General features: G+C 64.0%; 23 protein-coding genes. 20 read left to right on the top strand and 3 right to left on the bottom strand.

Going from position 1 to position 25,707, the window contains the following annotated elements; genetic code table 11:
• Positions 1-40: 40 nt before the first annotated feature.
• From ACN0TK_RS15750 to ccoS, 20 genes are all read left to right on the top strand, one after another.
• Complete coding sequence (locus tag ACN0TK_RS15750) at positions 41-2,311, top strand: EAL domain-containing protein (protein ID WP_417310480.1); 2,271 nt, start codon at positions 41-43, stop codon at positions 2,309-2,311.
• A 95-nt stretch (positions 2,312-2,406) separates the two neighbouring features.
• The gene (locus ACN0TK_RS15755) at positions 2,407-4,374 is read left to right on the top strand and encodes an ATP-binding protein (RefSeq protein WP_417310481.1); all 1,968 of its coding nucleotides are present in this window, start codon (positions 2,407-2,409) and stop codon (positions 4,372-4,374) included.
• A complete protein-coding gene (locus ACN0TK_RS15760) occupies positions 4,358-4,807 on the top strand; it encodes a response regulator (RefSeq protein ID WP_417310482.1) in 450 nt (149 codons plus the stop codon). Before ACN0TK_RS15755 ends, ACN0TK_RS15760 begins: the two co-directional genes overlap by 17 nt.
• A 3-nt stretch (positions 4,808-4,810) precedes the next feature.
• Positions 4,811-6,742: a response regulator gene (locus ACN0TK_RS15765; RefSeq protein ID WP_417310483.1), complete on the top strand. Its 1,932-nt coding sequence runs from the start codon at positions 4,811-4,813 to the stop codon at positions 6,740-6,742.
• A gap of 200 nt (positions 6,743-6,942) precedes the next feature.
• Entirely contained in the window at positions 6,943-7,905 is a 963-nt protein-coding gene (locus tag ACN0TK_RS15770) for an NAD-dependent epimerase/dehydratase family protein (protein ID WP_417310484.1), read from the top strand.
• Positions 7,906-8,010: 105 nt separating this feature from the next.
• On the top strand, positions 8,011-8,586 hold the full coding sequence (locus ACN0TK_RS15775) for a helix-turn-helix domain-containing protein (protein WP_417310485.1): 576 nt from the start codon (positions 8,011-8,013) through the stop codon (positions 8,584-8,586).
• Positions 8,583-9,077 (top strand): hypothetical protein, encoded by a 495-nt coding sequence (locus ACN0TK_RS15780; RefSeq protein ID WP_417310486.1) that lies wholly within the window; start codon positions 8,583-8,585, stop codon positions 9,075-9,077. Before ACN0TK_RS15775 ends, ACN0TK_RS15780 begins: the two co-directional genes overlap by 4 nt.
• 57 nt (positions 9,078-9,134) lie before the next feature.
• Positions 9,135-10,745 (top strand): ABC transporter substrate-binding protein, encoded by a 1,611-nt coding sequence (locus ACN0TK_RS15785; RefSeq protein WP_417310487.1) that lies wholly within the window; start codon positions 9,135-9,137, stop codon positions 10,743-10,745.
• A gap of 55 nt (positions 10,746-10,800) precedes the next feature.
• On the top strand, positions 10,801-11,847 hold the full coding sequence (locus ACN0TK_RS15790) for an ABC transporter permease (protein WP_417310488.1): 1,047 nt from the start codon (positions 10,801-10,803) through the stop codon (positions 11,845-11,847).
• Positions 11,844-12,746: a nickel transporter permease gene (gene nikC, locus ACN0TK_RS15795; protein WP_417310489.1), complete on the top strand. Its 903-nt coding sequence runs from the start codon at positions 11,844-11,846 to the stop codon at positions 12,744-12,746. The genes ACN0TK_RS15790 and nikC overlap by 4 nt, the downstream gene beginning before the upstream one ends.
• Entirely contained in the window at positions 12,743-13,591 is an 849-nt protein-coding gene (locus ACN0TK_RS15800; protein ID WP_417310490.1) for an ABC transporter ATP-binding protein, read from the top strand. The genes nikC and ACN0TK_RS15800 overlap by 4 nt, the downstream gene beginning before the upstream one ends.
• A complete protein-coding gene (locus ACN0TK_RS15805) occupies positions 13,591-14,310 on the top strand; it encodes an ABC transporter ATP-binding protein (RefSeq protein WP_417310491.1) in 720 nt (239 codons plus the stop codon). Before ACN0TK_RS15800 ends, ACN0TK_RS15805 begins: the two co-directional genes overlap by 1 nt.
• Before the next feature lie 335 nt (positions 14,311-14,645).
• Positions 14,646-16,202 carry a cytochrome-c oxidase, cbb3-type subunit I gene (gene ccoN / locus ACN0TK_RS15810; RefSeq protein WP_417310504.1) on the top strand — a complete coding sequence of 519 codons (1,557 nt, stop codon included), beginning with the start codon at positions 14,646-14,648 and terminating at the stop codon, positions 16,200-16,202.
• 12 nt (positions 16,203-16,214) lie between these two features.
• The gene (gene ccoO / locus ACN0TK_RS15815) at positions 16,215-16,946 is read left to right on the top strand and encodes a cytochrome-c oxidase, cbb3-type subunit II (RefSeq protein ID WP_417310492.1); all 732 of its coding nucleotides are present in this window, start codon (positions 16,215-16,217) and stop codon (positions 16,944-16,946) included.
• 11 nt (positions 16,947-16,957) lie between these two features.
• Positions 16,958-17,143 (top strand): cbb3-type cytochrome c oxidase subunit 3, encoded by a 186-nt coding sequence (locus ACN0TK_RS15820; protein ID WP_417310493.1) that lies wholly within the window; start codon positions 16,958-16,960, stop codon positions 17,141-17,143.
• Positions 17,140-18,024 (top strand): cytochrome-c oxidase, cbb3-type subunit III, encoded by an 885-nt coding sequence (gene ccoP, locus ACN0TK_RS15825; protein WP_417310494.1) that lies wholly within the window; start codon positions 17,140-17,142, stop codon positions 18,022-18,024. Before ACN0TK_RS15820 ends, ccoP begins: the two co-directional genes overlap by 4 nt.
• Before the next feature lie 186 nt (positions 18,025-18,210).
• Positions 18,211-19,764, top strand: coding sequence for a cytochrome c oxidase accessory protein CcoG (gene ccoG, locus ACN0TK_RS15830; RefSeq protein WP_417310495.1), 1,554 nt, complete (start codon positions 18,211-18,213; stop codon positions 19,762-19,764).
• Between the two features lie 2 nt (positions 19,765-19,766).
• Positions 19,767-20,264 carry a FixH family protein gene (locus tag ACN0TK_RS15835; RefSeq protein WP_417310496.1) on the top strand — a complete coding sequence of 166 codons (498 nt, stop codon included), beginning with the start codon at positions 19,767-19,769 and terminating at the stop codon, positions 20,262-20,264.
• Positions 20,261-22,513 carry a cation-translocating P-type ATPase gene (locus tag ACN0TK_RS15840; protein ID WP_417310497.1) on the top strand — a complete coding sequence of 751 codons (2,253 nt, stop codon included), beginning with the start codon at positions 20,261-20,263 and terminating at the stop codon, positions 22,511-22,513. The genes ACN0TK_RS15835 and ACN0TK_RS15840 overlap by 4 nt, the downstream gene beginning before the upstream one ends.
• Positions 22,510-22,653 (top strand): cbb3-type cytochrome oxidase assembly protein CcoS, encoded by a 144-nt coding sequence (ccoS, locus tag ACN0TK_RS15845; protein ID WP_417310498.1) that lies wholly within the window; start codon positions 22,510-22,512, stop codon positions 22,651-22,653. The genes ACN0TK_RS15840 and ccoS overlap by 4 nt, the downstream gene beginning before the upstream one ends.
• 27 nt (positions 22,654-22,680) lie before the next feature.
• On the opposite strand, the gene ACN0TK_RS15850 is transcribed toward ccoS, so the two are convergent.
• From ACN0TK_RS15850 to ACN0TK_RS15860, 3 genes are all read right to left on the bottom strand, one after another.
• Positions 22,681-23,520 (bottom strand): NAD-dependent epimerase/dehydratase family protein, encoded by an 840-nt coding sequence (locus ACN0TK_RS15850; protein ID WP_417310499.1) that lies wholly within the window; start codon positions 23,518-23,520, stop codon positions 22,681-22,683.
• Complete coding sequence (locus tag ACN0TK_RS15855; protein ID WP_417310500.1) at positions 23,517-24,488, bottom strand: mannonate dehydratase; 972 nt, start codon at positions 24,486-24,488, stop codon at positions 23,517-23,519. The genes ACN0TK_RS15850 and ACN0TK_RS15855 overlap by 4 nt, the downstream gene beginning before the upstream one ends.
• Positions 24,489-24,596: 108 nt before the next feature.
• Positions 24,597-25,601 carry an ABC transporter ATP-binding protein gene (locus ACN0TK_RS15860; RefSeq protein WP_417310501.1) on the bottom strand — a complete coding sequence of 335 codons (1,005 nt, stop codon included), beginning with the start codon at positions 25,599-25,601 and terminating at the stop codon, positions 24,597-24,599.
• Positions 25,602-25,707: the final 106 nt, after the last annotated feature.

A 25,707-nucleotide genomic window follows, 5' to 3' on the forward strand; every position in this document is an offset into this window, starting at 1 on the left:
GGCTGGCGTTGATCGGCGTGCGGCCAAACGCCAGTCATTGGTGAATCTGCTGCCAGATCGCGTCTATCAAGTGGCAATCGTCGATACCGACGCGGGGCGCCGCAAAGAGCTGCACGATCGGCTCATCAACGATACGCGCTTTGAATTGCATGACGTCGGGAGCCTCGACGATCTGCTGACACTTGCCGGGCGTCTCGACCTCGACTGTGTCCTGATCGCGTCCAAGCTCGGCGACCTGACCGGTTTTGCCGTCAATGAAAAGCTGACCATGGCCTGCGCCGAACCGCCTGCGGCCATCATGATTGCCAACAGCAGAAACGAACGCAGTGCGATAAAGGCCTTTCGATCCGGCTTTCAGGACTATCTGAAGCGCGACATGATGGCTGACGCAGACCTGCAATCTGCGATCACCCGGGTCGCGAAAGTGCGGCGGGAGCGACAGCGGGAAAAGCTCAAGCTGGCGCAATTGTCGGAAATGGCGATGCGCGATGCGCTGACAGGCCTGTCCAACCGCAACGCGCTAGAAGACCATCTAAAGATAATGATGGAAGCCGGCCTCCGGCACGGCAAGCCATTCGCCATCATCCTGATGGACGTGAACCGCTTCAAGTCCATCAACGACACGTTCGGGCACTTCATCGGCGATCACGCCCTCAAGGCCTTTGCCGACAGGCTGCAGCAGACCGCGCGGCATTCGGACGTATTTGGCCGGTTGGGCGGCGACGAGTTCCTCTATCTGATTGGCGAGGGGGTTTCGATCGAGGCGATCCGCAGCGCCTGCGCCCGGCTGTCGCGCGCTCTGACCTTCGACATCGAGCTGGAGCACGCGCGCTTTTCCATGCAGGCCAGCATCGGCGCCGCGATCTATCCAATTGACGGCAAGACGGTTGAAGACCTGATCAAGGCCGCAGACGGCGCCATGTATGCCGCCAAGCGCTCCGAGACCGGCACATGCCTGGCGATCGATCGGCCCGCGCTGGAGATTCTTGCCGACGCAGCCGAGCCGGACGGCCTGTTCGGTAAGAGCATCTCGCCGAACCTTACGCCAGATCGGACAAACGCGGCTGAGGGCTCCGAGGCAGACGCGGCGACCGACCAGCGCACCGAGCCGGCAGCGGCGACCCCCGTCAAACCGCAGACCACGGCGCGCGCCTTCGTGATCGACGATGATCCGCAGATACGCGGCATCATCCGCAAGGCACTCGAGCGCCGTGGCTACGCCAGCACCGAATATGTCACGCTCAAACAGATCGAAGCCGCGCTGGGCGTACTCAATCCCGAACTCATCGTGCTCGACCTGACGCTGGGAGAGACTGACGCGATCGCCGTCATGCAACGGATCGGCCAGTCCCAGTTCGACGGCCACATCCTGCTCATCAGCGGCCACGACATCAGAACCCTGCAACAGGTGCAGCAGCTCGGCGAGGCCGCCGGGCACAAGATGCTGCCCGTCCTGCGCAAACCATTCAGGATCAGGGAGTTTTCGACCCGGATCGATGCCCTGCAGACGGCTACGGCTCAAGAAGATGTCGACGGTCTGCTCAGCCTTGCGCTCGACAAGGGCTGGCTAGAGGTGTGGTACCAGCCCCAGATCGACCTGAAGACCATGACCGTGATCGGCTCGGAAGCGCTGGCGCGGATCCGGCATCCGGAACGAGGGATCCTGCATCCGCATGAGTTCCTGCCGCCACCCAGCAGCCGGCACTACAAGCAGTTCGGACAGTTCGTCATCGAAACGGCATTGAACGACTGGGGCAAGATCGCCGCGCCCTCCATCGCGCGGGGACAACAGGCACATCGCGTTGCAGTGAACGTGCCCTCTGCACTGCTGCTGTCGCCTGGGTTCGTCGAGCGGATCCGGGCCATGCTGCCCGACAGTCCGCAGTTCCCGGGCATGACCATAGAACTCACCGAGAACGAGACGATCGCCGACCCCACGGCAGTCAGCAAAATCGCCGTGCAGCTTCGGCTGAACAAGATTTCGATGTCGATCGACGATTTCGGTGCCGGAGAGTCGACCATTACGCGTCTGGCGCAATTGCCCTTCGCCGAGATCAAGCTGGACCGAAGTTTCGTGCACGGCTGCACGACTGACGAGACCAAGCGGACCATGTGCAAATATGTGGTGACCTTGGCGCACAGTGCCGGATTGCATGCCGTGGCTGAAGGCGTCGAAAACGCCGATGATCTGCAGACCGTCATCGATACCGGGTTTGATTGCGCCCAGGGGTTCGTTTTCGCCCAAGCCCTGCCCCGCGACGGCTTGGTGCAGTTGCTCGAAACACCCACCGGCTGGCCGGGCAAAGACTGAATGGGAAATCAGCGCAGCGACGGAAAACACGACCGTGGCTGCCACACATGTCGTAATCGTCCTGGCTGGACTGACAGCAGTCGCAGCACAGCGCCATGAGCACCCGCGCTGCACATCCCCAGGTTGGCATAGCTGCCAAACTGGTGCTGGTGATCTCCGCCCTCAGCGCCGTAGCAATGATCTCGCTGACCGTCTTCATGTACAATGGCACGGTCAACGTGCTGCTGAGCGAGGAGCTGCAGCGTCTCAACGGAAGTGTCGACGCGGCTGCGACGCGCTGGCAGGCGGGCGTTGATTTCTACCATCAGGATGTCGTGTTTCTCGCCAAGGTGCCGCCGATCGGCGGCATCGCCCGCGCCAGGGCTGCGGGGGGGATGGATCAGCTCGGCGGCTCGACCGAGACGGTCTGGAAATCGCGCTTGCAAACGATCTTTTCGGCACTGCTGCTGGCGCATGACGAATATGCGCAGGTGCGCCTGATCGACGTCTCGAGCGGCCGCGAGATCGTGCGGGTCGACCGCACCGACGATGGTGCGATCCGCACGGTGCCGGAGGCGGCGCTGCAGAACAAGTCGGACCGCCCCTATTTCACTGAAACGCTGCCGCTCGCCAGAGGCGAAGTCCATCTGTCCAGCATCGACCTGAACGTGGAATTCGGTGAGATCGAGCGTCCGTATCGTCCAGTCATGCGCGTCGCGACCAAGGCGTTCGATGACAATGGACAGCCTGCGGGCATCATTGTGATCAACATCTCAATGGAGGACCTGTTCGCCAAACTGCAGCGCTTGCCGGCGCCGAGCGCCAGCTTCGTTACCAATATGCAGGGCGACTATATCGATCATCCGGACCCGGCAAAGACCTACGGCTACATGCTGGGTCGACGCCATCTGCTGCAGGACGACTATCCCGAACTCGCCGCGCTGTTCGCGGCGGACGGCGACGCGTTTTCCGGTACGATTGCATCGCCCTCCGGTGCGCAGCTCGCAGTCGCCAAGCGGGTCTATTTCGACCCCCTGGACCCGCAGCGTTTCATCACCCTGACGCAGATGTCGCCGCGCAGCCTGCTGGCCGAGCAGATCGCCGAGGTGCGCAACAACACGATCGTACTTGCGGCCGTGCTGCTGCTGCTCGAACTGGCGGCACTCATCTGGATATCGCTGCTGCTCACCCGCCCGGTGCGCAGGATCACTCTGGCCGCGCGCGCGGTGGCCAACGGGGAACGCGACGTTGATCTGACCGGCCTTATCACGCGACGTGACGAGCCAGGCGAACTGGCACGCGCCTTCAACGTCATGGTCACCAACGTTGCCGCCAAGGAGCAGGCGCTCGACGAAAAGGCCAAGGAACTGGAGCGCTCCAACCAGGAACTCTCGCAGTTCGCCTACATCGCCTCGCACGACATGCAGGAACCCCTGCGCATGGTTGCAAGCTTTCTCAGCCTGTTGCAGCGCCGGCACGCCGACAAGCTCGACGCGGAAGCGAACGAGTTCATCGACTATGCCGTAGACGGCGCGACGCGCATGAAGCTGCTGATCAACGAGCTGCTCGGCTATTCACGCATCAGCAACAGGACGCTGGCGGTTAGCCCGGTCCACCTGCCCGAAACGCTTCAGGGCATCATCAAGCTGCTCGCACCCCGCATCGATGAGCTGGATGCGACGATCACCATTGGCCGCCTGCCGGTCGTGCAGGCGGACCCCAGCCAGATGGAGCGCCTGTTCCGGAACCTGATCGAGAACGCGCTGAAATACCACGGCGAAGCGAAACCGAAGGTCTCGGTGTCAGCCAAACGGCAGAAGACGGTCTGGACCTTCTCCGTCACCGACAACGGCATCGGCATCGACCCCGCCCATAGCCAGAAGATCTTCGCGATCTTTTCGCGCCTGCACAGCCGCGACAAATACGAGGGAACCGGCATTGGTCTTGCCGCCTGCAGGCGCATCGTCGAGCGCCATGGCGGCACGATATGGGTCGATGCCAATCCGGATGGCGGCTCTATTTTCCGCTTCACTTTGCCGACCACACCACCAACGGAAGAGGTGAGCCATGAGCCTGACCGATAGCGGACGTCCGATCGAAATCCTGCTGATCGAAGATAACCCGGCCGACATCCGCCTGACCGTCGAGGGGTTGAAGGAGGCCAAGGTGGCCAACCGCCTGCATTCGGTACTCGATGGCAAGACGGCGCTGGATTTTCTGTACAAGCGCGGCGCGTATCAGGATGCCGTGAAGCCAGATGTCGTGCTGCTCGATCTCAATCTGCCGGGAACCGACGGCCGCACCGTCCTGACGCAGATCAAGAACGATCCCGACCTGCGGGTGATCCCGGTTGTGATCGTCACGTCTTCCGAGGCGGAAAGCGACATCATCCAGTCCTATGAGGCCCACGCCAATTGCTTTGTCTCCAAGCCGATCGACTTCGACGGTTTCATGAAAGTGGTGCGGGCCATCGAGGATTTCTGGTTCACCGTGGTGCGGCTTCCGACGAAGGATTAGGCGATGGCGACGCGAGCAGGCGATGAGGCGCCGGGCCTCTCCATTCTGCTGATCGAGGACAATGCGTCCGACCGGCGGCTGGTAGAGATTGCCTTCGGCGAGGCCTCGGTGGACACACCCGCTGCTATGCAGTGGGCAGAATCCCTGAAGGACGGCCTGGCGCTGCTGGCGACGGAATCGTTCGATGCCATTCTGCTCGATCTTGGTCTGCCGGACACCGAGGGGCTCGGGGGACTCACCGCCCTGCAGGCGGAACACCCGAAGACGCCGGTCATCGTGCTGACGGGACTGTCGGATTTTGACGTTGCCAAGACGGCGCTGCAGCAGGGTGCAGCCGACTTCCTGGACAAGGGTGAGCTGGAAGCACGCGCCTTGCTGCGCGCCATTCGCTACGCCATGGAGCGCAAGAAACAGGATCTGGCGCTGCGTGAAAGCCAGATCCGCTTTCGCAATTTCCTGCTGGCCAGCCCAGACGGCGTGCTGATTATCGATCAGGCCGGTATGATCCAACTGGCCAGCACCCGCGCGGAAACCATGTTCGGCTACGATCCGGACCAGTTGAACGGTGTCGCGCTATCGGCGTTGATACCGGGCCAGGACATTACCGTCGGACGCAGACACGTGCTCACAGACGAGACGTCCCAGGCCCTGGACCAGACCATCCATGGCGTCCGCAAAGACGGAACCAGCTTCCCGCTGGAAATCAATCTGAGCCCTGAATCGGACGATCACGACGCTGCCACGATCGCCGCCATTCGCGACATTTCCGACCGCAAGGCGATGGAAAACCAGCTGATGCAATCGCAGAAGATGGAGGCGATCGGCACGCTGACGGGCGGCATGGCGCATGACTTCAACAATCTTCTGGCGGTGGTTATCGGCAATCTCGATCTGGTGGCGGAGGGGAATAGTCTCAACGCTGAAGACAATGAGCTGATCGAAGAAGCGCTCGAGGCTTCGCTCCGCGGCGCGGATCTGACGCAACGCCTGCTGGCCTTTGCGCGCCGCCAGCCTCTTCAGCCGACACGGATCGAGGTCAATGAGCTCGTCGACGGTCTGTTCAGGCTGGCCCGGCGAACATTGGGGGCGAACATCGAGGTCAAGTTCGTTCCGGGCAATGACGTCCCCTCGATCATGGCGGATGCGGCGCAGCTCGAAGCCTGTCTGTTCAACATCATGAACAATGCGCGCGATGCCATGGCAGATGGCGGTGAACTCGTCATCAGGACCGACGCCCGCTTCCTGGATGCCGATTTCGCCAGCGGCGGCACTGACTTCAAGCCGGGCCACTATGCGATGGTCGAAATCCGCGACACCGGCTCGGGCATGCCGCCGGAGGTTGTCGACCAGATCTTCGAGCCGTTCTTCACCACCAAGGAGCCCGGCAAGGGCACCGGCCTGGGCCTCAGCCTCGTCTATGGGTTCATCAAGCAATCGGGCGGGCAGGTCTATGTGTATTCTGAGGTCGGGGTCGGAACGATCTCTCGGCTTTACCTGCCCAGCGCATCGACGCCCGATCACGAACGCAAGGCGGAAAAGTCGCGGCAGGACGCCGAACAGGGGGGGACCGAGACCATTCTGGCGGTGGAGGACAACAGCGGATTGCGCCAGGTCGTCGCCCGCCAGGTCACGGGACTGGGCTACCGCTTTCTGGAGGCCGAGAACGGGAAAAAGGCGCTGCAGGTGCTGGAAAAGGAACAGGTCGATCTGGTGTTCACCGACGTCGTCATGCCCGGCGGGATGAGCGGGTATGATCTGGCGAAACAGGTGACCGAGCGCTGGCCACACACCAAGGTGGTCCTGACCTCCGGCTTTACCGACCCCCGGCAGAACGTCGGCACCGCACCGTCGACAAATCCGCGCCTGCTGGTCAAACCCTATCGCCGGCACGAACTCGCCCGGATCCTCCGCGAGGCACTGGACGCGACCGACTGATCTGCACTTGGCGCGCCAAGCGTCGAGACGCCTTTGTCGATTAAGATCCGACTGTGCTCGAGCTGGTCGGCCGGCTCACGGCGTCGGTTGCTCTGTCAGCCAAAACAAGGACGATCTGCCCTTCAATTCCACCCGCCCAAGGCATATGGGCATCTACCGAGGCCCGCGGGCCAGGGTGTGAATGAGTCGGGGATATGAGCATGACGGTCGCAGTTATCGGGGGCACCGGCTTCATCGGCACGGCGGTCTGTCGGCGTCTGCTGGCGCGGGGGCATGAGGTCGTGGCCGTCGCCCGCGGCACCGAACCGGTGACGCTGCCACCCGGCGCGGTGTTTGCCAAAGGCGACCGGATGGACGCGGCGCGGCTGGGCGAAATCTTCGCCGAGCACGGCGTCGATACGGTGATCGACATCTTTGCGCTGGGGATGCTGAACACAAGCGCCGTCTTCGAGGCAATGGGTACCCGCGGCGGGCGCTATCTGCTGCTGAGCTCGGTGGACGTTTACAGCAATTACGGCGGTCTGCTGCGCCGCGAGCAGCCGGACGTGCAACTGGAGCCGGCGCGGGAAGACGACCCGCTGCGCAGCTTCCGCTACCCCTATCGCGGCAACCCGAACCGGCCGAAAGGCGTGTCGGCGGAACTGTTCGAAGACTACGACAAGATCGTGCTCGAAGAGGCGGTACGCGCCGATACACGGTTCGAAAGCACGATCATTCGTGCCCCGATGATCTTCGGACCCGACGACAAGCAGCACCGGTTCAAATGGGCGATCGACGCGGCAAAGGCCGGCGGTCTCGCCAAGCTCGACGAACGCGCCAGCCGCTGGCCCAACTCTTACGGCTATGTCGACGACGTTGCCGACGCCATGGTGCTGGCCGCGACCGATCCGCGTGCGGTCGGCCGCACCTATAACGTCGGACAGAATTTCGTCCGCACGCCGATCGAATGGCTGCTGAGCTTTGCCGTGGTGCTGAACCGCAGTCTCGAGGTGGAAACCGTGCCGCCCACAGAAAAAGGCCTGCTGTTCGAGCGCGCCGAAGCGACCGATCTCAGCTATCCGCTGACGCTCGACACGACCCGCATTCGCGCGGAACTGGGCTATGCCGAGCCCACCCCGGAACGCGAGGCACTGCTGGCGACCATTGCCGCCGAGACGGCCTGACACGCCAGTGGGGGGCGCCCCCGATTGACTCCGGCGCCAGACAATTTAGTGTAGCTAAAGTTATCTGGGGCCTCCTTTACGATGCATGATGGCGACATCCGCGAGATGTCTGAGATTTCTGCGAGTGCAGGCGAGAGCCTCGGCGACCGGTTGCGGGCGCGCCGCAAGGCCATCGGCAAGACCATGCAGCAGGTGGCCGACGAGGCCGGCCTGACCATCGGATTCATCTCGCAGATCGAGCGCTCGATTTCGACGCCGTCGCTGGCCTCGCTCTACAATGTGGCGAAGGCGCTTGACGCCTCTGTGGACATGTTCGTCTCCCAGGCCCCGGCCCGCACCCATCCCGTGGCCACCCATGCCGGCAAGCGCCCCACCTTCAAGGTCGACGGCACGTCGCGCTATTACGAATTTCTGGAACGCGGCTTTGCCGACGCCAAGCTCAATGCCTGCCTGTCGCATGTGCCGCCCGGCCACGCCTCGGAGGTAATGCGCCATGAAGGCGAGGAGTTCGTCTATCTCGTCTCCGGCGCCATGCTCTACGAGATCGATGGCGAAACCTATGAACTGACAGCCGGCGACACGCTGCATTTCGACAGCCGCAAGCCACACCGCGGCACCAATATCGGCACCGGAACAGCGGTGGAGCTGTGGGTCGGCACGATGCGATTGTTTCCCGAATGATGCCACTCGACGCAAAGATCGCCGAGCGCCTGACCACGGCGCTGGCCGAGGGCCCGCAGCAGACCATTGCGGCGCTGAACACGCTGTTCTGCGCCGTAGATGGCGTGCGCACGGTCACTTGGCTAGCGACGGCGCCTGATTATTCGGTGACGCATCGGATCGGCACGTCCGACGCGGAGCATTTTCCGCTCGGCGGGTTCGACCCGATCGATGACAGCGCCTGGAACAGGCGGATCTTTGGCGACAAGCGCCCGGTGCTGGGTGACGATGTGCCCGGCATGGCCGCCTTTATTCCCGAGACCGACCAGCTGGTCGCGATGGGCTATGGCGCCACCGGCTGCTTTCCCATCGTGATCGCCGGCGCCGTGCGCGGCACGGTCAATGTTCTGGGTGACGCCGGGCTGTTCACGCCCGCGACCCTCGCGCGGATCACCGCGCTGCTGCCTCTCGCCGCCCTCGTCTTCACCTTCGAGGGCATCAGCGACAGATGACGACCCATAAAGGACCGGCTCCTCAGCCGGACCGGAATTTCAACCAGGGAGACTGCCATGCGCATGTATAAAGCGCTTGCCGCAGCAGCACTCGGAGCGGTTCTAACCGTGACGGGCGCGTTTGCGGAAACGCCCAAGAACACGTTGGTGATCGCTGATGCGATCGACGACATCATCACGCTCGACCCGGCCGAAGTGTCGGAAGTCGGCGGCGTGCTGGCCAGCCAGCAGATCTATCAGCCGCTGGTGACCTTCGATCCGGCCGATCCGACCAAGATCGTCGGCGTGCTGGCGGAAAGCTGGACCGTTTCGGACGACGGCAAGACCTTCACCTTCAAGATGAACCCGAACGCCAAGTTCGCGTCGGGCAATCCGGTGACGGCCCATGACGCGGAATATTCGCTGCGTCGCGTCATCCTGATCGACAGCCGCATCTCGTTCATTCTGAACCAGTTCGGTCTGACCCAGGACAATGTTGCCGACAAGATCAAGGCCGTCGACGATGCGACCCTGACGCTTGAAGTCGACCAGAAGTATGCGCCGAGCTTCGTGCTCTACGTGCTGAGCTCCTTCACCGGCGGTATCGTCGATTCCGAGATCGTCAAGCAGCATGAAGCGACGCTGGAAAGCGGCGGCAACGACTATGGCAATGCCTGGCTGAAGACCGAGAATTCGGCCGGCTCGGGCCCCTATGTGCTGACCAAGTGGGATCCGAAGGTCTCGATTCTGCTCAGCCGCAACGAGAACTTCTGGGGCACGCCCCCGGGTGTCGACCGCATCTTCCTGCAGCACATGCCGGAATCCGCCACCCAGCGCCTGGCGCTGGAAAAGGGTGACATCGACATTGCCAACAAGCTCGGCCCGGACGACATCGGCGCCATCGAGGGCAATGACGACATCAAAATCCTCGAAGGCAACAGCTCGACCATCTATTATTTCGGGCTGAACATGCGCAACGAGGCGCTGAGCAACCCCAAGGTCGTCGAAGCGATGAAGTATCTCGTCGACTATGAAGGGATTGCCGAATCCATCGGTCGCGGCACCATCAAGGTGCACCAGACGATGATCCCCGACGGCTTCCTCGGCGGCAATATCGACTACAACCCCTACACGCTGGATATCGAGAAGGCCAAGGCGCTGATCGCCGAGTCCGGCGTGGCGACCCCGATCAAGCTCGAGACGGTCGTGTGGAACGTGCCGCCCTACCCCGATTATGCGCAGGCCGTGCAGGCCACCGCAGCGCAGGCCGGCATTGAGCTCGACCTGCAGGTCGTCGACGGCGGCCCGTGGCTCGACCGCTACCGCTCGCACGACCTCGACATCTGGGTCGGCCTGTGGGGCCCGGACTATCCGGATCCGCACTCGAACGCCAAGGCCTTCACCTATAACGACCCGTCCGATCCAGACGGCAGCAAGGGCAACCTGGCCGATCGCTTCGGCTGGAACTCGGGCGAACTGTCGGACAAGGTGATGGCTGCCGTGCGCGAGCAGGACACCCAGACCCGCAAGGAAATGTATGACGAGATCCAGAGGGCGCACACCGACTCCTCGCCCTTCGTCTACATGTTCCAGGACAGCCGTCGCGTTGCGATGCGCGACAATGTCGAGGGCGTCGTGCTCGGCATCACCTTCTCTGATGACCGCTACGGCGGCGTCAGCAAGGACTGATCGACCCCTTCGGTGCCGGGGGTTCTGCCTCCGGCACCGGTTTCACTGAGGTTCAATGACCCAATCCCCGCCCCGCGCATTGCGCCTTCTGACCGGTCTGGCCTCCTGGCTGCTGACTGTTGCGATCACCCTCGTCGGGCTGGCCGCCGTCACCTTTTTCATCGGCCGTATCCTGCCCATCGATCCGGTCCTCTCGATCGTCGGCGAAAAGGCGACGCCCGAAGTCTACCAGCGCGTCTATGTCGAGCTCGGTCTCGACCAGCCGCTGTGGAAGCAGTTCATCGACTATCTCGGCAACATTCTGCGCGGCGATTTCGGCACTTCGTTCTCGACGTCGCGCCCGGTGCTGACCGACCTGCTCGCGTTCTTTCCGGCAACGCTCGAGCTGGCGACGATCGGCCTCGTCATCGGCATGGTGCTAGGCATTCCCATGGGCGTCGCCTCGGCCTATTGGCACGAGAAATGGCCCGACCATCTGTTCCGCATCATCGGGCTGATCGGCTATTCGGTGCCGATCTTCTGGCTCGGCCTCGTGGGTCTGTTCGTCTTTTACTACAAGCTCGGATGGGTCGCCGGCCCCGGACAGGTCGACGTCTTCTATACCGGCATCGTCGACCGCATCACCGGATCGATGCTTATCGATTCCGCGCTGCAGGGGGAGTGGGACGTGTTCTTCAACGCGATCAGCCACATGATCCTGCCGGCGCTGCTGCTCGGCTACTACAGCCTCGCCTATATCTCGCGCATGACCCGTTCGGTGATGCTGGATCAGCTCAGCCGCGAATATGTGCTGACCGCCCGGTTGAAGGGCGCCAGCGAGTTGACCGTCGTCGTCCGTCACGCACTCGGCAATGCCGCCATTCCGCTGATCACCGTGATCGCGCTGAGCTATGGCGGACTGCTCGAAGGCTCGGTGCTGGTCGAGACCATCTTCTCCTGGCCCGGCATCGGCAATTATATCTATTCGTCGCTCTTTGCCGCCGACATGAACGCGGTGCTGGGTGGCACGCTGCTGGTCGGCATCGTCTTCGTTTTCCTCAACATGCTGTCGGACGTGCTCTACACCACGCTCGATCCGCGCGCGCGGGGAGCCGGCGCATGACCATCGCATCAGAACCCATGATCGATCGCCGCCGCGCCCTGCGCGCCGCGCGCATCAAGGAATTCAGGAGCTTCGCCCGTCGTTTCGTGCGCAACCCGCTCGGCGTGATCGGCCTGCTCATCGTCGCGTTGTTGATCCTGACGGCGATCTTTGCGCCGCTGATCGCCACCCACGATCCCTACCTGCCGGAACTGTCGGCCCGGTTGTCGGCACCCAGCGCCGAATACTGGTTCGGCGCCGACGAGCTTGGCCGCGATATCTTTTCCCGGCTGGTCTATGGCTCGCGGCTGACCCTGCTGATCGTCGGGCTGGTGATCGTCACCTCCGCCCCGATCGGGCTGGTGATCGGTGCCGTTTCGGGCACCACCGGCGGCTGGATCGATGCGGTCTTCATGCGCATCACCGACGTGTTCCTGGCGATCCCCAAGCTGCTGCTGGCGCTGGCCTTCGTCGCCGCGCTTGGCCCCGGCATCGTCAACGCCGCTCTGGCCATCACCCTCACCGCCTGGCCGCCCTATGCGCGGCTGGCGCGCGCCGAGGCGCTGGTCGTGCGCAACTCGGACTATGTGAATGCCGTGCGCCTCGCCGGCGCCAGCGAGTTCCGCATCATCTTCTTTCACGTCATCCCGATGTGCATGAGTTCGGTGATCGTGCGCATGACCTTCGACATGGCCGGCATCATCCTGACCGCGGCGGGTCTCGGCTTCATCGGTCTCGGCGCCCAGCCGCCGCTGCCCGAATGGGGCGCGATGATCTCGACCGGCCGCAAGTTCATCTTCGATCAGTGGTGGGTGGCGACCATCCCGGGCGGCGCGATCTTCATCGTCAGCCTCGGCTTCAACCTGTTGGGCGACGCGCTGCGCGATCTGCTCGACCCGCATCTGAGGCAGCGCAATTGACCGCCCCGCTCGTTGAAATCGAAAACCTGCGCGTCACCTTCGGCAGCGACGACGGCAGCGTCAACGAGGCCGTACGCGGCGTCTCCTTTTCGCTGGGGCGCGAAAAGCTCGGCATTGTCGGCGAAAGCGGTTCGGGCAAGAGCCTGACCGGCCGCTCGCTGCTCGGCGTATTGCCCGGCTATGCGCGGATGCGCGCAGACCGCATGAGCTTTGATGGCATCGACCTCACGACCGCCTCGGCGCGGCTGCGCCGTTCGCTGCGGGGCGGGCGCATGGGGATGATCCTGCAGGACCCGAAATACTCGCTGAACCCGGTGATGAGCGTCGGCAAGCAGATTGTCGAAGCGATCCGCATCGGCGACCGAAAACTGTCGCGCACTGCCGCCCGGACCAAGGCGATCAGCGCGCTGGAAGCTGTGCAGATCCGCGAGCCCGAGCGAGTGTTCGACCTCTACCCGCACGAACTGTCGGGTGGCATGGGCCAGCGCGTGATGATTGCCATGATGGTGGTGCGCGAGCCCGACCTGCTGATCGCCGACGAGCCGACCTCGGCGCTCGACGTCACCGTGCGCACCCAGGTGATGTCGATCCTCGACGAACTGGTGACGCGGCGCGGCATGGGGCTGATCTTCATCAGCCACGACCTCACCCTCGTCAGCCGGTTCTGCGACCGGGTGATCGTCATGTATGCCGGCCAGATCGTCGAAACGCTCGATGCCAAGCGCCTCAGCGAGGCCACCCACCCCTATACGCGCGGCCTGCTGGCCTGCCAGCCCGAGATAAATGGTTCGCTCGAACCGCTGCCAGTGCTGGAACGCGAAGCCAGCTGGCGGGAGGCCGTGTGATGATCAGCGTCGACAACCTCACCGTGCGCTTCGGGCCATCGACCGCCGTCGATGACGTGAGCTTTACAGTTGCCGAAGGCGAGAGCTTTGGCCTCGTCGGTGAGTCCGGCTCGGGCAAATCGACCATCCTCAGGACCATGGTCGGGCTCAACCGGCACTGGACGGGCAAAATTACCATCAACGGCCAGGACGCGCGCACAACGCGCCAGCGCGACCTAGCCCGCACCGTGCAGATGGTGTTTCAGGACCCCTATGGCTCGCTGCATCCGCGCTACACCATCGGCCAGCAGATCGCCGAGCCGATGCGGATCAACAAGCTGCCCGATCCGTTCGGCCGCACCGGCGAACTGCTGGAGCTAATCGGCCTCGACCCCAGCTTCCAGTTCCGGTTTCCGCATGAACTGTCCGGCGGCCAGCGCCAGCGCGTCGCCATCGCCCGGGCCCTGTCACTGAACCCGCGGATCCTGCTACTCGATGAGCCGACCTCGGCGCTCGACGTGTCGATCCAGGCCGAAATCCTTAATCTGCTCAACCGGCTGCGCAGGGAGCTTGGGCTGACTTTCGTAATCGTCAGCCACGATCTTGCGGTGGTGTCTTACATGTGCGAGCGGCTGATGGTGATGCGCAATGCGAAGACCGTCGAGACCCTGACGCGCGAACAGCTGCGCTCGGGCGATCTGGCCGACGCCTACAGCCGCGAACTCGTCGCGGCATCCTAGGCGCGGCGGGCGGCGCACTACCTCAGAAATCGTAGCCGAAGGTCTCGAGGTCGTCCTTGAACAGTTCCTCGGCCAACCGGCGGCTCTCGGCATTGAAATACTGCCGGTAGCCCGCCTCGCGCGGACCATCGGTCTATTCGCGGCGCAGGGCAATTCGCCCTGCATCCTGATTGCCACAGTTGCCGTCGCCGACCGTCAATCTTGATCTAGATCAAAGCCAATTTTTCCCGCCCGCCTAGGGTCCGGCCGAACCAGGCTGTTCGACCTATGGGGGCCAAACTTTGCCAAATCTGCCTTGGATAATCACGCTGGCGGTGGGAGCGTTCGTGACGCTCATGCTGTCGGCTTTCGCACAGGACGCGCTGTTCGCGCAGCACATGGGCCTGATTGCCGCGACGCTGTCGATCGGCACGCTGGTGCTGCTGCGGCGCACAGCTGACCCCGTGCAAGAGGCAGCCAGCAAGGCGGCCACCTATTTCGACGAGCCGATTCGCGCCGGCAGCATTCTCACGGTCTTCTGGGGCTGTGTCGGCTTTCTGGTCGGGGTGCTGATCGCCGCCCAGCTGGCCTTTCCCGAGCTCAATTTCGGGCCCTGGTTCAATTTCGGCCGGTTGCGCCCACTGCACACCTCTGCCGTGATCTTCGCCTTCGGCGGCACGGCGCTGCTGACCACGAGCTTTTATGTCGTGCAGCGCACTTCGCGCGCCCGGCTGCTGAGCGACAACCTCGCCCGCTTCGTCTTCTGGGGATATCAGCTGTTCATCGTCATGGCCGCCACCGGCTACCTGCTCGGGATCACCGAGGGGCGCGAATATGCCGAGCCCGAATGGTATGTCGACCTGTGGCTGACGGTGGTCTGGGTCGCCTATCTGGTGCTGTTCCTCGGCACGGTGATCAAGCGCAAAGAGCCGCACATCTACGTGGCGAACTGGTTCTATCTCGCCTTCATCATCACCATTGCCGTGCTGCATGTGGTGAACAACCTGTCGATGCCGGTGAGTCTGCTGGGCTCGAAGAGCTACTCGCTGTTCTCGGGCGTGCAGGACGCGCTCACCCAGTGGTGGTATGGCCACAACGCTGTGGGCTTCTTCCTCACCGCGGGCTTTCTGGGCATGATGTACTACTACATGCCCAAGCAGGCCGAGCGGCCGATCTACAGCTACCGGCTGTCGATCATCCACTTCTGGTCGCTGATCTTCCTCTACATCTGGGCCGGCCCGCACCACCTGCACTACACGGCGCTGCCGGACTGGGCGCAGACCCTTGGCATGGTCTTCTCCATCATGCTGTGGATGCCCAGCTGGGGCGGCATGATCAACGGCCTGATGACCCTGCGCGGTGCCTGGGACAAGCTGCGCACCGACCCGATCATCCGCATGATGGTCATCGCGGTGGCCTTTTACGGCATGTCGACCTTCGAGGGTCCGGTCATGTCGATCAAGTCGGTCAACGGGCTGAGCCACTACACCGACTGGACCATCGGGCATGTGCATTCGGGTGCGCTTGGCTGGGTCGGCATGATCTCGTTCGGCGCCATCTATTTCATGGTGCCGCGCCTTTGGGGCCGCCCGCAGCTCTATTCGCTACGGCTGGTGAACTGGCACTTCTGGCTCGCCACCATCGGCATCGTCATCTACGCGGCGGTGATGTGGGTTTCGGGCATCATGCAGGGCCTGATGTGGCGTGAGTACGACGAGCTGGGCTTCCTGGTCTACTCGTTCGCCGAGACCGTCGCGGCGCTCAAGCCCTACTACATCGCCCGCACCTTCGGTGGCCTGCTCTACCTGCTGGGTGGCCTGGTCATGGCCTACAACATCGCCATGACCATCGCCGGGCGGCAACGCAACGAGCGCCCGATCGTCACCACGCCCCAGATGCAGCCGGCCGAGTAAGGAGAGCAAACCATGGACATCCTTGGAAAGCATGGCGCTGTCGAAAAGAACGCCACTCTGCTGCTCGGGCTGACGCTGGTCGTCGTGTCGATCGGGGGCATCGTCGAGATCGCGCCGCTGTTCTATCTGCAGAACACGGTGGAGAAGGTGGAGGGCATGCGGCCCTACACCCCGCTCGAACTGGCAGGCCGCGACGTCTATGTCCGCGAGGGCTGCTACGTCTGCCACAGCCAGATGATCCGCCCCTTCCGCGACGAGGTAGAGCGCTACGGGCACTACTCGCTGGCAGCGGAGTCGATGTACGACCATCCGTTTCAGTGGGGCTCGAAGCGCACCGGACCGGACCTGGCCCGCGTTGGCGCCCGCTATTCGAATGAATGGCATGTCGAGCACCTGACCGACCCGCGCGCCCTGGTGCCGGAATCGATCATGCCGGGCTATGGCCATCTGGCCAACACCGAGCTCGACACCTTCGGGATCGACGGCCACCTAAAGGCCAACGCCGCCGTCGGGGTGCCGTACACCCAGGAAGACATCGCCAATGCGCGGGCAGACCTGATTGCCCAGGCCACGCCGGACGCCAGCACCTCGGGCCTGCTGTCGCGCTACGACAAGGTGACGGTCGGCGATTTCGACGGCGATCCGCGCCGCATCACCGAAATGGATGCGCTCGTCGCTTACCTGCAAATGCTCGGCACGCTGGTCGATTTCTCGGCCTATGACGCCGAAGCCAACTACCGCTGACGGAGGCCATTATGGACAACGCCGTTTACGACGGATTGCGGCACTTCGCCGACAGCTGGGGCCTCGTCTACATGCTGGCCATCTTCATTGCGGTCTTGCTGTTCGTGATCCGCCCCGGCGCCAGTGCCCATGCCAAGGCAGCGGCCCGCATTCCACTCGAGGACAACGAACCCATCACCGGGGATAAGACACAATGAGCGGTACGGAACAGCGCAACGGCCGGGAAATCGATAAGGCCACCGACACTGCCACCACCGGCCACGAGTGGGACGGCATCAAGGAACTGGATACACCGCTGCCGCGCTGGTGGCTGTGGACCTTCTACGGCACCATCGTCTTTGCTGTGGGCTATACGATTGCCTATCCGGCCTGGCCGATGATCTCCTCGGCAACCTCGGGCGTCCTGGGCTATTCGAGTCGCGCCAATCTGGATGCCTCGCTCGATGCCGCACAGCAGGCGCAGGGCAGCATGCTCGCGGCGATCTCGGCGACCCCCGTCGCGGAAATCGTCGGCGACGAGCAGCTCAGCCGCTTTGCCCGCGCCGGCGGCGAGTCCATGTTCAAGGTTTACTGCTCGCAGTGCCACGGCACCGGCGCCGCCGGAGCCCCCGGCTATCCCAATCTCAATGATGACGAGTGGATCTGGGGCGGCACCATCGAGCAGATTCACGACACCATCAGCCATGGCGCCCGTGACCCCGTGGATATGGAAACGCACTACAACATCATGCCGAACTTCGGCACTGACGGGCTGCTGCCCGCCGACCAGATCCGGACGGTCGCCCGCTACGTGGCGAGCTTCACCGGCATCGAGGGGGGCGAAGCGACGCCCGAAGGCGCCGCATTGTTCGCCGACAATTGCGCGTCGTGCCACGGCGAAGCCGGCGGCGGCATGATCGACCAGGGTGCGCCCTCGCTCAACGATCGCATCTGGCTGTACGGCGACACGCTTCCCGACATCGTCGCCCAGATCCGCAGCCCGCGTCACGGTGTGATGCCGGCCTGGGGTGCCCGGCTCGGGGACGATGCCGTCAAGCAGCTGGCGGTCTATGTGCACGGTCTGGGCGGCGGCGAGTAGCTGCTGCGCCAACGCCAGCAACCGGTCCGCCCCACGGTCGCCAGCAGGTGACCGCGGGGCGCGACACCGTCGGCTTTTCGCAAGCAGCCGGACCCTACGCCCCATTGGCGCGCTTGACCCAGATCAAGCCTCGCCCAGCCGCAGCGTGTCATGACTGCGCCATCCGCAAATCTCGCGAGGCCTGCCATGTCGGTGGAGACCCCCACCCCCGAACAGCACGATGTGCAACCGGTGAACTCGCGCAAGCAGCGCCTCGAACTCTATGCGCCGCGCACCAAGATCTTCCCCAAGCGCGCCTCGGGCCAGTTTCGCCGCTTCAAGTGGCTGGTCATGCTGGTGACGCTGACGATCTACTACGTCACGCCATGGATTCGCTGGGACCGCGGGCCCTTCGCCCCGGACCAAGCCGTGCTGGTCGACCTCGCCAACCGGCGCTTCTACTTCTTCTTCATCGAAATCTGGCCGCAGGAATTCTACTACGTCGCCGGCATGCTGGTGATGGCCGGGATCGGACTGTTCCTCATCACTTCGACGGTGGGACGGGCGTGGTGCGGCTATACCTGCCCGCAGACCGTGTGGGTGGATCTGTTTCTCGTCGTCGAGCGCGCCATTGAGGGCGATCGCAACGCCCGCATGAAGCTCGACAAGGCGCCCTGGACGGCCGACAAGATCGTCAAACGAGTCACCAAGCATGGGATCTGGCTGCTGATCGGCATCGCGACCGGCGGCGCCTGGATCTTCTATTTCGCCGATGCCCCGAGCCTGCTGCAAGACGTGGTGAGCCTGCAGGCGCCCGTCATCGCCTATGCGACCATCGCGCTACTGACAGCCACCACCTATGTCTTCGGCGGGCTGATGCGCGAACAGGTCTGCACCTACATGTGCCCCTGGCCCCGCATTCAGGGCGCCATGCTGGACGAACACTCGCTCACCGTCACCTATAACGACTGGCGCGGCGAGCCACGCGGCCGCCACGCCAAGAAGGCCCAGGCCGAGGGCCGGCCGCAGGGCGACTGCGTCGACTGCAACGCCTGCGTCGTGGTCTGTCCGATGGGCATCGACATCCGCGATGGCCAGCAGCTCGAGTGCATCACCTGTGCGCTGTGCATCGATGCCTGCGACGACGTGATGACCCGGTTGGGTAAGGAACGCGGCCTGATTTCCTATGCGACGCTGTCGGACTATCGCCAGAACATGGCGCTGGCGACCGGCCCCGACGCGACCATCAGGCCCGAGCGGGTGCGCGACAGCGCCACCGGCCGGCTGGTCAAGCGCATCAAGCACACCGACTGGCGCTCGATCATCCGACCGCGCACGCTGATCTATTTCGTCGGCTGGTCGGCGATCGGGCTCGCCATGCTGACGGTGCTGGCGCTACGTACGCCGCTGTCGCTCAATGTGCTGCACGACCGCAACCCGCTCTATGTCGAGTTGCGCGACGGCTCGGTGCGCAATGGCTTCGACGTCAAGGTGCTGAACATGACGCCGCAGCCGGGTCAGGTCGTGCTCAGCCTCGAAGGCCTGCCGGGCGCCGCCATGTCGCTAGCCGATGATTCAAAACTGGTGCAGCAACTGACTCTCGACCTGCCGCCCGACCAGGTGCTGCCGCTGCGGCTCTATGTGCGCGTCGACGCCGAGTTCGTGCCCGCTGAGCCTGTCGATTTCCACATCGTCGTCACCGATACCGAGACCGCGCGGACCAGCGCCGTCGAAACCAGCTTCGCCGTTCCCCAGAGGTAGACATGAGCACGCTCCGACCCGCACGTTCACGCGAATTCACTGGCCGCCACATGCTGGTGCTCGTCCTCGGCTTCTTCGGGGTGATCATCGCGGTCAACGCCACCATGGCGGTGCTGTCGAGCACCAGCTGGACCGGTCTCGTGGTGCCCAACACCTATGTCGCGAGCCAGGAGTTCGAGGACAAGCGCATCGCCCACGAACGCCAGCAGGCCGCCGGCTGGGTCGGGACCCTGAACTACGACGGCGCCCGGATCGAACTCAGGCTGGTGGACGGCACAGGCCGCGCCGTGCCACTCGACGACGTGACGCTGCAGATCAACCGCCCGGTGGGTGGACACGACGACCAGATGCTGGAGCTCGTTCCCACGAGTAGCGGCAGCCATGCCGCCCCACTGACGCTCGAAACCGGCCTGTGGGAAGCACTCGCCCGCGCGCCGGAGACGGAGCTGGGTCCCTATGAGCTTCATACCCGCTTCACCGTGACGGGGAACGGGCAGTGACCTGCTGCCCGCCGGGACAGCACGCGGGTGAGGCGCCGCAGCTCGGGGCCGTCGAGACCGACGACGCGGCACTGCTCGCCTTGAGCCGCCCGCTGGGCGACGGCACCCGGCAGATCGAGTTCGCCGTCCCAGACGCACATTGCGCCGCCTGCATCCGCTCGATCGAGACCGGCCTGGACGCTCTGCCGCAGGTTACCACCGCACGGGTCAATCTCACCAAACGCCGCGTGCGTATCGGCTATGACCACAATCGCGGCGCGCCGTCGGAACTGACCGCCGCTATCCGCGCTGCGGGCTACTACAACCACGTCCTCGACCCCAGTCAGGACAGTGTCGGGGATCCGGTGCTGGCCGAACTGCTGAAGGCCCTGGCGGTCGCTGGATTTGCGGCCGGCAACATCATGCTGTTTTCGGTCTCGGTCTGGTCCGGCGCCAACGAGGCCACCCGCGACCTGTTTCACTGGCTCTCGGCATTGCTGGCCCTCCCCGCGGTCGCCTATTCGGGTCGGCTGTTCTTCCGCTCGGCCTGGCGGGCCCTGCGCGTCGGCAAGACCAATATGGACGTCCCGATCTCGATCGGCGTGCTGCTCGCCACCGGATTGAGTCTCTACGAGACCATCAATTCGGGCCCGCATGCCTATTTCGACGCCTCGACCATGCTGCTGTTCTTCCTGCTGGTCGGGCGCACGCTCGACCATCTGATGCGCGAACGGGCCCGCAGCGCCATCACGGCCCTCGCCCGCCTGCAACCGCGCGGCGCGCTTGAGGTCCTACCCGACGGCCGGCGCGAATACGTCAAGCTCGACGAAATCACGCACGGCATGGTGCTCGAGCTGAAACACGGCGAGCGTGCGCCGGTCGACGGCGAACTGCTCTCTGGCGCCGCCGAGTTCGACTATTCGATTGTTACCGGCGAGGCCGCACCGCAAACCCTCGTGGCAGGAGACGAGGTGATCGCCGGCGCGACCAATCTCACAGGGCTTGTGACCCTGAGGGCCATCCGCGCCTCCACCGACTCGTTCCTCGCGCGGATGGCGGTAATGATGGAGGCGGCCGAGAACGCCCGCACCCGGCCAAGGAGACTCGCCGACAAGGCGGCGCAGGTCTATGCGCCGGTGGTGCACACGGTGGCGCTGCTGACCTTCTTCGGCTGGGGGCTGGTTTCGGGCAACTGGCACACGGCCCTGCTCAATGCCGTCGCCGTTCTGATCATCACCTGCCCCTGCGCGCTGGCCCTCGCCGTGCCGATCGTCCACGTGGTCGCCGCGGGAAAACTGTTTGCCCGGGGCATTCTGATGAAGGATGGCGCTGCGCTGGAGCGGGCCGCGGAGGCCGACCGAATCGCCTTTGACAAGACCGGCACGCTGACGCTGGGCCGGCCGCAACTCGTCGCGGCGCGCGAAACCGATCCCGACGCCGCGCAAATGGCCCGCCGCCTCGCAGCGGCCAGCACCCACCCGCTGTCGCGGGCCCTCGCGGCCGGCGCGACCGGCGACGAGCACGAACAAATCGCCGTCACCGAGACGGCGGGTCGCGGCATAGAAGCCCAGGTGGAGGGCGTTACCTGGCGCTTGGGCAGTGCCGATTGGTGCGGCATGCGTGCGGCGCCCGGGAACAACCTTTCGGAGGTCTGGCTGACGGCCGACGGCAAGGAGAAAGGCTGGTATGGCTTCGCCGATCCGCTGCGCCGCGGCGCTGCGGCGACGATGAATGAATTGCGTGAGATGGGTCTCGACCCGCTGCTGATCTCGGGGGATCGCCCCGAGGCGGTAGCGGCGGTCGCAGCGCAGATCGGCATCAATGATGCCCGCGGCGCATGCCTGCCGGAGGACAAGGTCGCCGAAGTCGCCAAGGGGCGCACGATGATGGTGGGCGACGGCATCAATGACGCGCCGGCGCTGACCGCTGCCTATGTCTCGATGGCCCCCGGCAGCGCCGCCGACATTGGGCGCAACGCCGCCGGTTTCGTTTTCACCGGCGAGGACTTGGCTGCCGTGCCGCTGGTACTGCGCACCGCGCGCCAAGCGGCGCGACTGGTGCGGCAGAACCTCGTGCTGGCGATCGGCTACAACGCGGTCGCCGTGCCGCTCGCCATCACCGGACAGGTAACCCCGCTGATCGCGGCGCTCGCCATGTCGGCCTCCTCGATCATCGTCGTCGCGAACGGCATGCGGTTGCGTTACGACGGAGCGCGCCGCAAAGAGACGACCGGCGCTGCCGAGCCGCAGCCCGACGAGGTGCCGGCATGAGCGGGCTGGTTCTCCTGATTCCGATTGCCCTGATCATGGGCCTGCTGGCCCTCGGCGCCTTCCTGTGGAGCCTGCGTGCCGGCCAGTACGAGGATCTCGAAGGCGCCGAGCAGCGCATTCTCGACGAGGACGACGACTAGGGGCGGCCCGAAGCCGCCCCGCTTTCCTCAAACCTCGTCGGCGGACGGGTGTTTCCAGCCCAGCATGCGCTCGGCCTTGGCGGAGCTGAAAAAGGCATGATTGCCCGCGAAGCTGCCGCGGATTTCGACATTGGGGAAGTGCTTTTCCGCCAGCTCGCGGCTCGGCCCTTCCATCGTCGAGTCCGGAGCCACGATGTAGAACACCTCATGACCCTTGAAGTCTGCCGTCAGGCTGGCAAGGCAGGCGGCCGCCGCGGCGTCGAAGCGCGTATAGGCCCAAAGGTGATGGGCCACCTGTGGCGCGATGTTGAAGCGCGACGCAGCCATTTCACGCTCCGGCACCACCCAGTGAAAGCGCATCGACGAGATCCGGATGTCCTCGTAGCGGCGCGCAAAGGCATCGGCCTGCTGCTCGCAGATCCATTTCGAGAGGCTATAGGGCTCTTCCGAATAGTTCGGATGGTTCTCGTCGATAGGGAAATAATCGTAGCGCGGCTCTCGGCTGAACGCGTGGCCGATGGCGTTGACGCTCGAGGCCTGGCAGATGTTCATGATGCCATTCTCGGTCGCCGCGCGCAGCGCGTTGTAGCTGCCCACCACATTGTTGTTGTGGACCACGTGATCGGGATGCCGCCCCGGCGCCGGAATGGCGGCCATATGGATCATCGCGTCGCAACCGGCAAAGGCCGTGACCAGCGCATCATAGTCAGCCATTTCGGCGACGACGCTGTGCACCTTGTCCCGCACCGGCGCGTCTTCGGCCGGCGCCACCCGGTCGATGCTGACAAGGCTGTGCCCCTGGGCCAGGGCCTGGGTGACGATGGCGGAGCCAACGCCGCCGCGGCCCCCGGTAACTGCGATCTTCACTTCGTCTGTCCTTCGTAAACGGCTTCCATCAGCCCGCGGATATAGCCAATCGCATAGAGGCGCCCAAAGGCCGAATACCCCGCATTGGCATTGCTGTCGCCCTCGACCGTGGGCACGTGGTCGGGCCGTAGCACACCATCGAACCCGATGTCGCGATAGGCCTGCATGCAGGCGAGCATGTCAGTCTTGCCTGCGTCGTGCCAGGTTTCCTCGAACCTTGTCGGCACACCGCGCACGTCCCGGAAATGCACGAAACTGATCTTTTTGCCGAAGCCGCGGATGGCGGCCGGCAGATCGTTGGTCATCAGGGTGAAATTGCCTTGGCACATGGTGATCGTGTTCATGTCCGACGGCACGGTCTCGACGAGCCGCTGGTAGTTCGGCACGGTCCGCATGATGCGGCTGACGCCCTTGATCGGGGTGATCGGCGGGTCGTCGGGGTGCATGGAGAGCTTCACCCCCGCCTTTTCCGCCACCGGCACGACGCGCTTGAGGAAATGCTCGAGCGTCTCCCAGAGCTTTTCTTCGCTGATCGGCGGGTTCGAGGTGATCGAGTCCGGCACGTCGTCGACATTGAAGCTGGTGACCACCGAACCGCCGCGGCTGGGCGTGTCCATGGTGGTGCGGACCCAGTTGAAGTCCGTCATCCACTCGTAGCACCACACGGGAATGCCGAGCTTGCCCATATTGGTGATGAGCTCGCACACCACATCGATCTCTTCCTCACCACCGGGCAGGCCGCGTTTGGCGTTGTTGAGCGGCGGCCGGGCCTCGATGACGCGCAGTTCGAAGCCGTTGGACTCGTAGGTGTCCTTCATGCGGCTGAGTGGCGCCAGATCACAGACCCGTTCATTGGCCTGCAGCGAGTTGAACGGCAGCCCGCCCACGGCGAGATTGACGCCTGCCTGCTGGGCAAGCTTCCACACCGGCGTCGGCTCCGGTGAAATGAATTCGGCGATTTCGAGCATGATGACCCTCGGGCGAGATTTTGGTCCTGCCGGCCACCGGGCGGGCAGCGGACCGAAGAAGGGATCGGGCCATCCCGCGTGCGGAACGGCCCGGAAGCAATGGCCGGATCAGACCGGCAGCAGCTCGGAGAGCTTTTCGGCCGCGATCTGCGGCTGCTTGTCGTAGAGATAGCAAGAGGCCGTATGCTGCTTTTCGATTTCGAACAGCGGCGGACGGCTCTTGCAGATTTCCATGGCCGCCGGACAGCGTGGCAGGAACGGACACCCGCCGGTGGCCGCATAGCCTTCGCGGGCCTTGATCGGCTCGGACCCCCAGCGCTGATCGAGATTGGGCCACGGGATCGAGTCGACCAGCAACTTGGTATAGGGATGGCGCGGGTCCTTGATCACCCGATCGACATCTCCCGCTTCCATCACCCCACCGCGGTAGAGCACGATGATCGACTTGGCGATGTGATAGGCGGTCGTCAGATCGTGGGTGATGTAGATGATCGAGACGCCATAGTCGCGCTGCAGCTTGCGCAGTGTCTCTAGGATCGACGCGCGCAGTGAGGCATCGACCATCGACACCGGCTCGTCGGCGATCAGCAGCCGCGGCCGGAGCAGCAGGGCCCGGGCGACGTTGATGCGCTGGCGTTGACCACCCGACAACTGGTGCGGGAAGCGCCCCAACACGTCTTCCGGCCGAAGGCCGACCGCCGTGAGGGCCTCTTCCATCTTGTCGCGCGCCTCTTTGCGCGACTTGGCCAGCTTGAACTTGTTGATCGGCACCGTGAGCAGATGATCGACCGTGTAGAACGGATTGAACACCGCAAACGGATCCTGGAACACCGCCTGCACCTCGCGGCGATAGGCCAGCCGATCGCGGCCATGCAGCGACACGATGTTCTTGCCGCGATAGAGGATCTCGCCCGTCGTCGGCGTGATGAAGCCAAGCAGCAGCATGGCGAGCGTCGTCTTGCCCGAGCCGGATTCGCCCGCCACCGTCAGGATGGTGGGTTCGTCCTCCTTGAGCTGCAGCGACATGTCCTGTAGCGCCACGGTCGCCTTGGCGTTGATCAGCCCGCGCTGATAGACCTTCGAGACATTCCTGAGTTCCAGCAGGTTAGCCATTGGCCTGCCCCTCCTCGCTATAGAGATGACAGGTGACCTTGCGGCCGCTGGCCAGCGTGACCTCTTCCGGGCGCACGCTGCGTTGCGGTTCCTGCTGCCCATGGGG

Origin of the sequence: Devosia sp., from assembly GCF_048261455.1 — a bacterium.
In the GTDB taxonomy this organism is placed as follows: Bacteria; Pseudomonadota; Alphaproteobacteria; order Rhizobiales; family Devosiaceae; genus Devosia_A.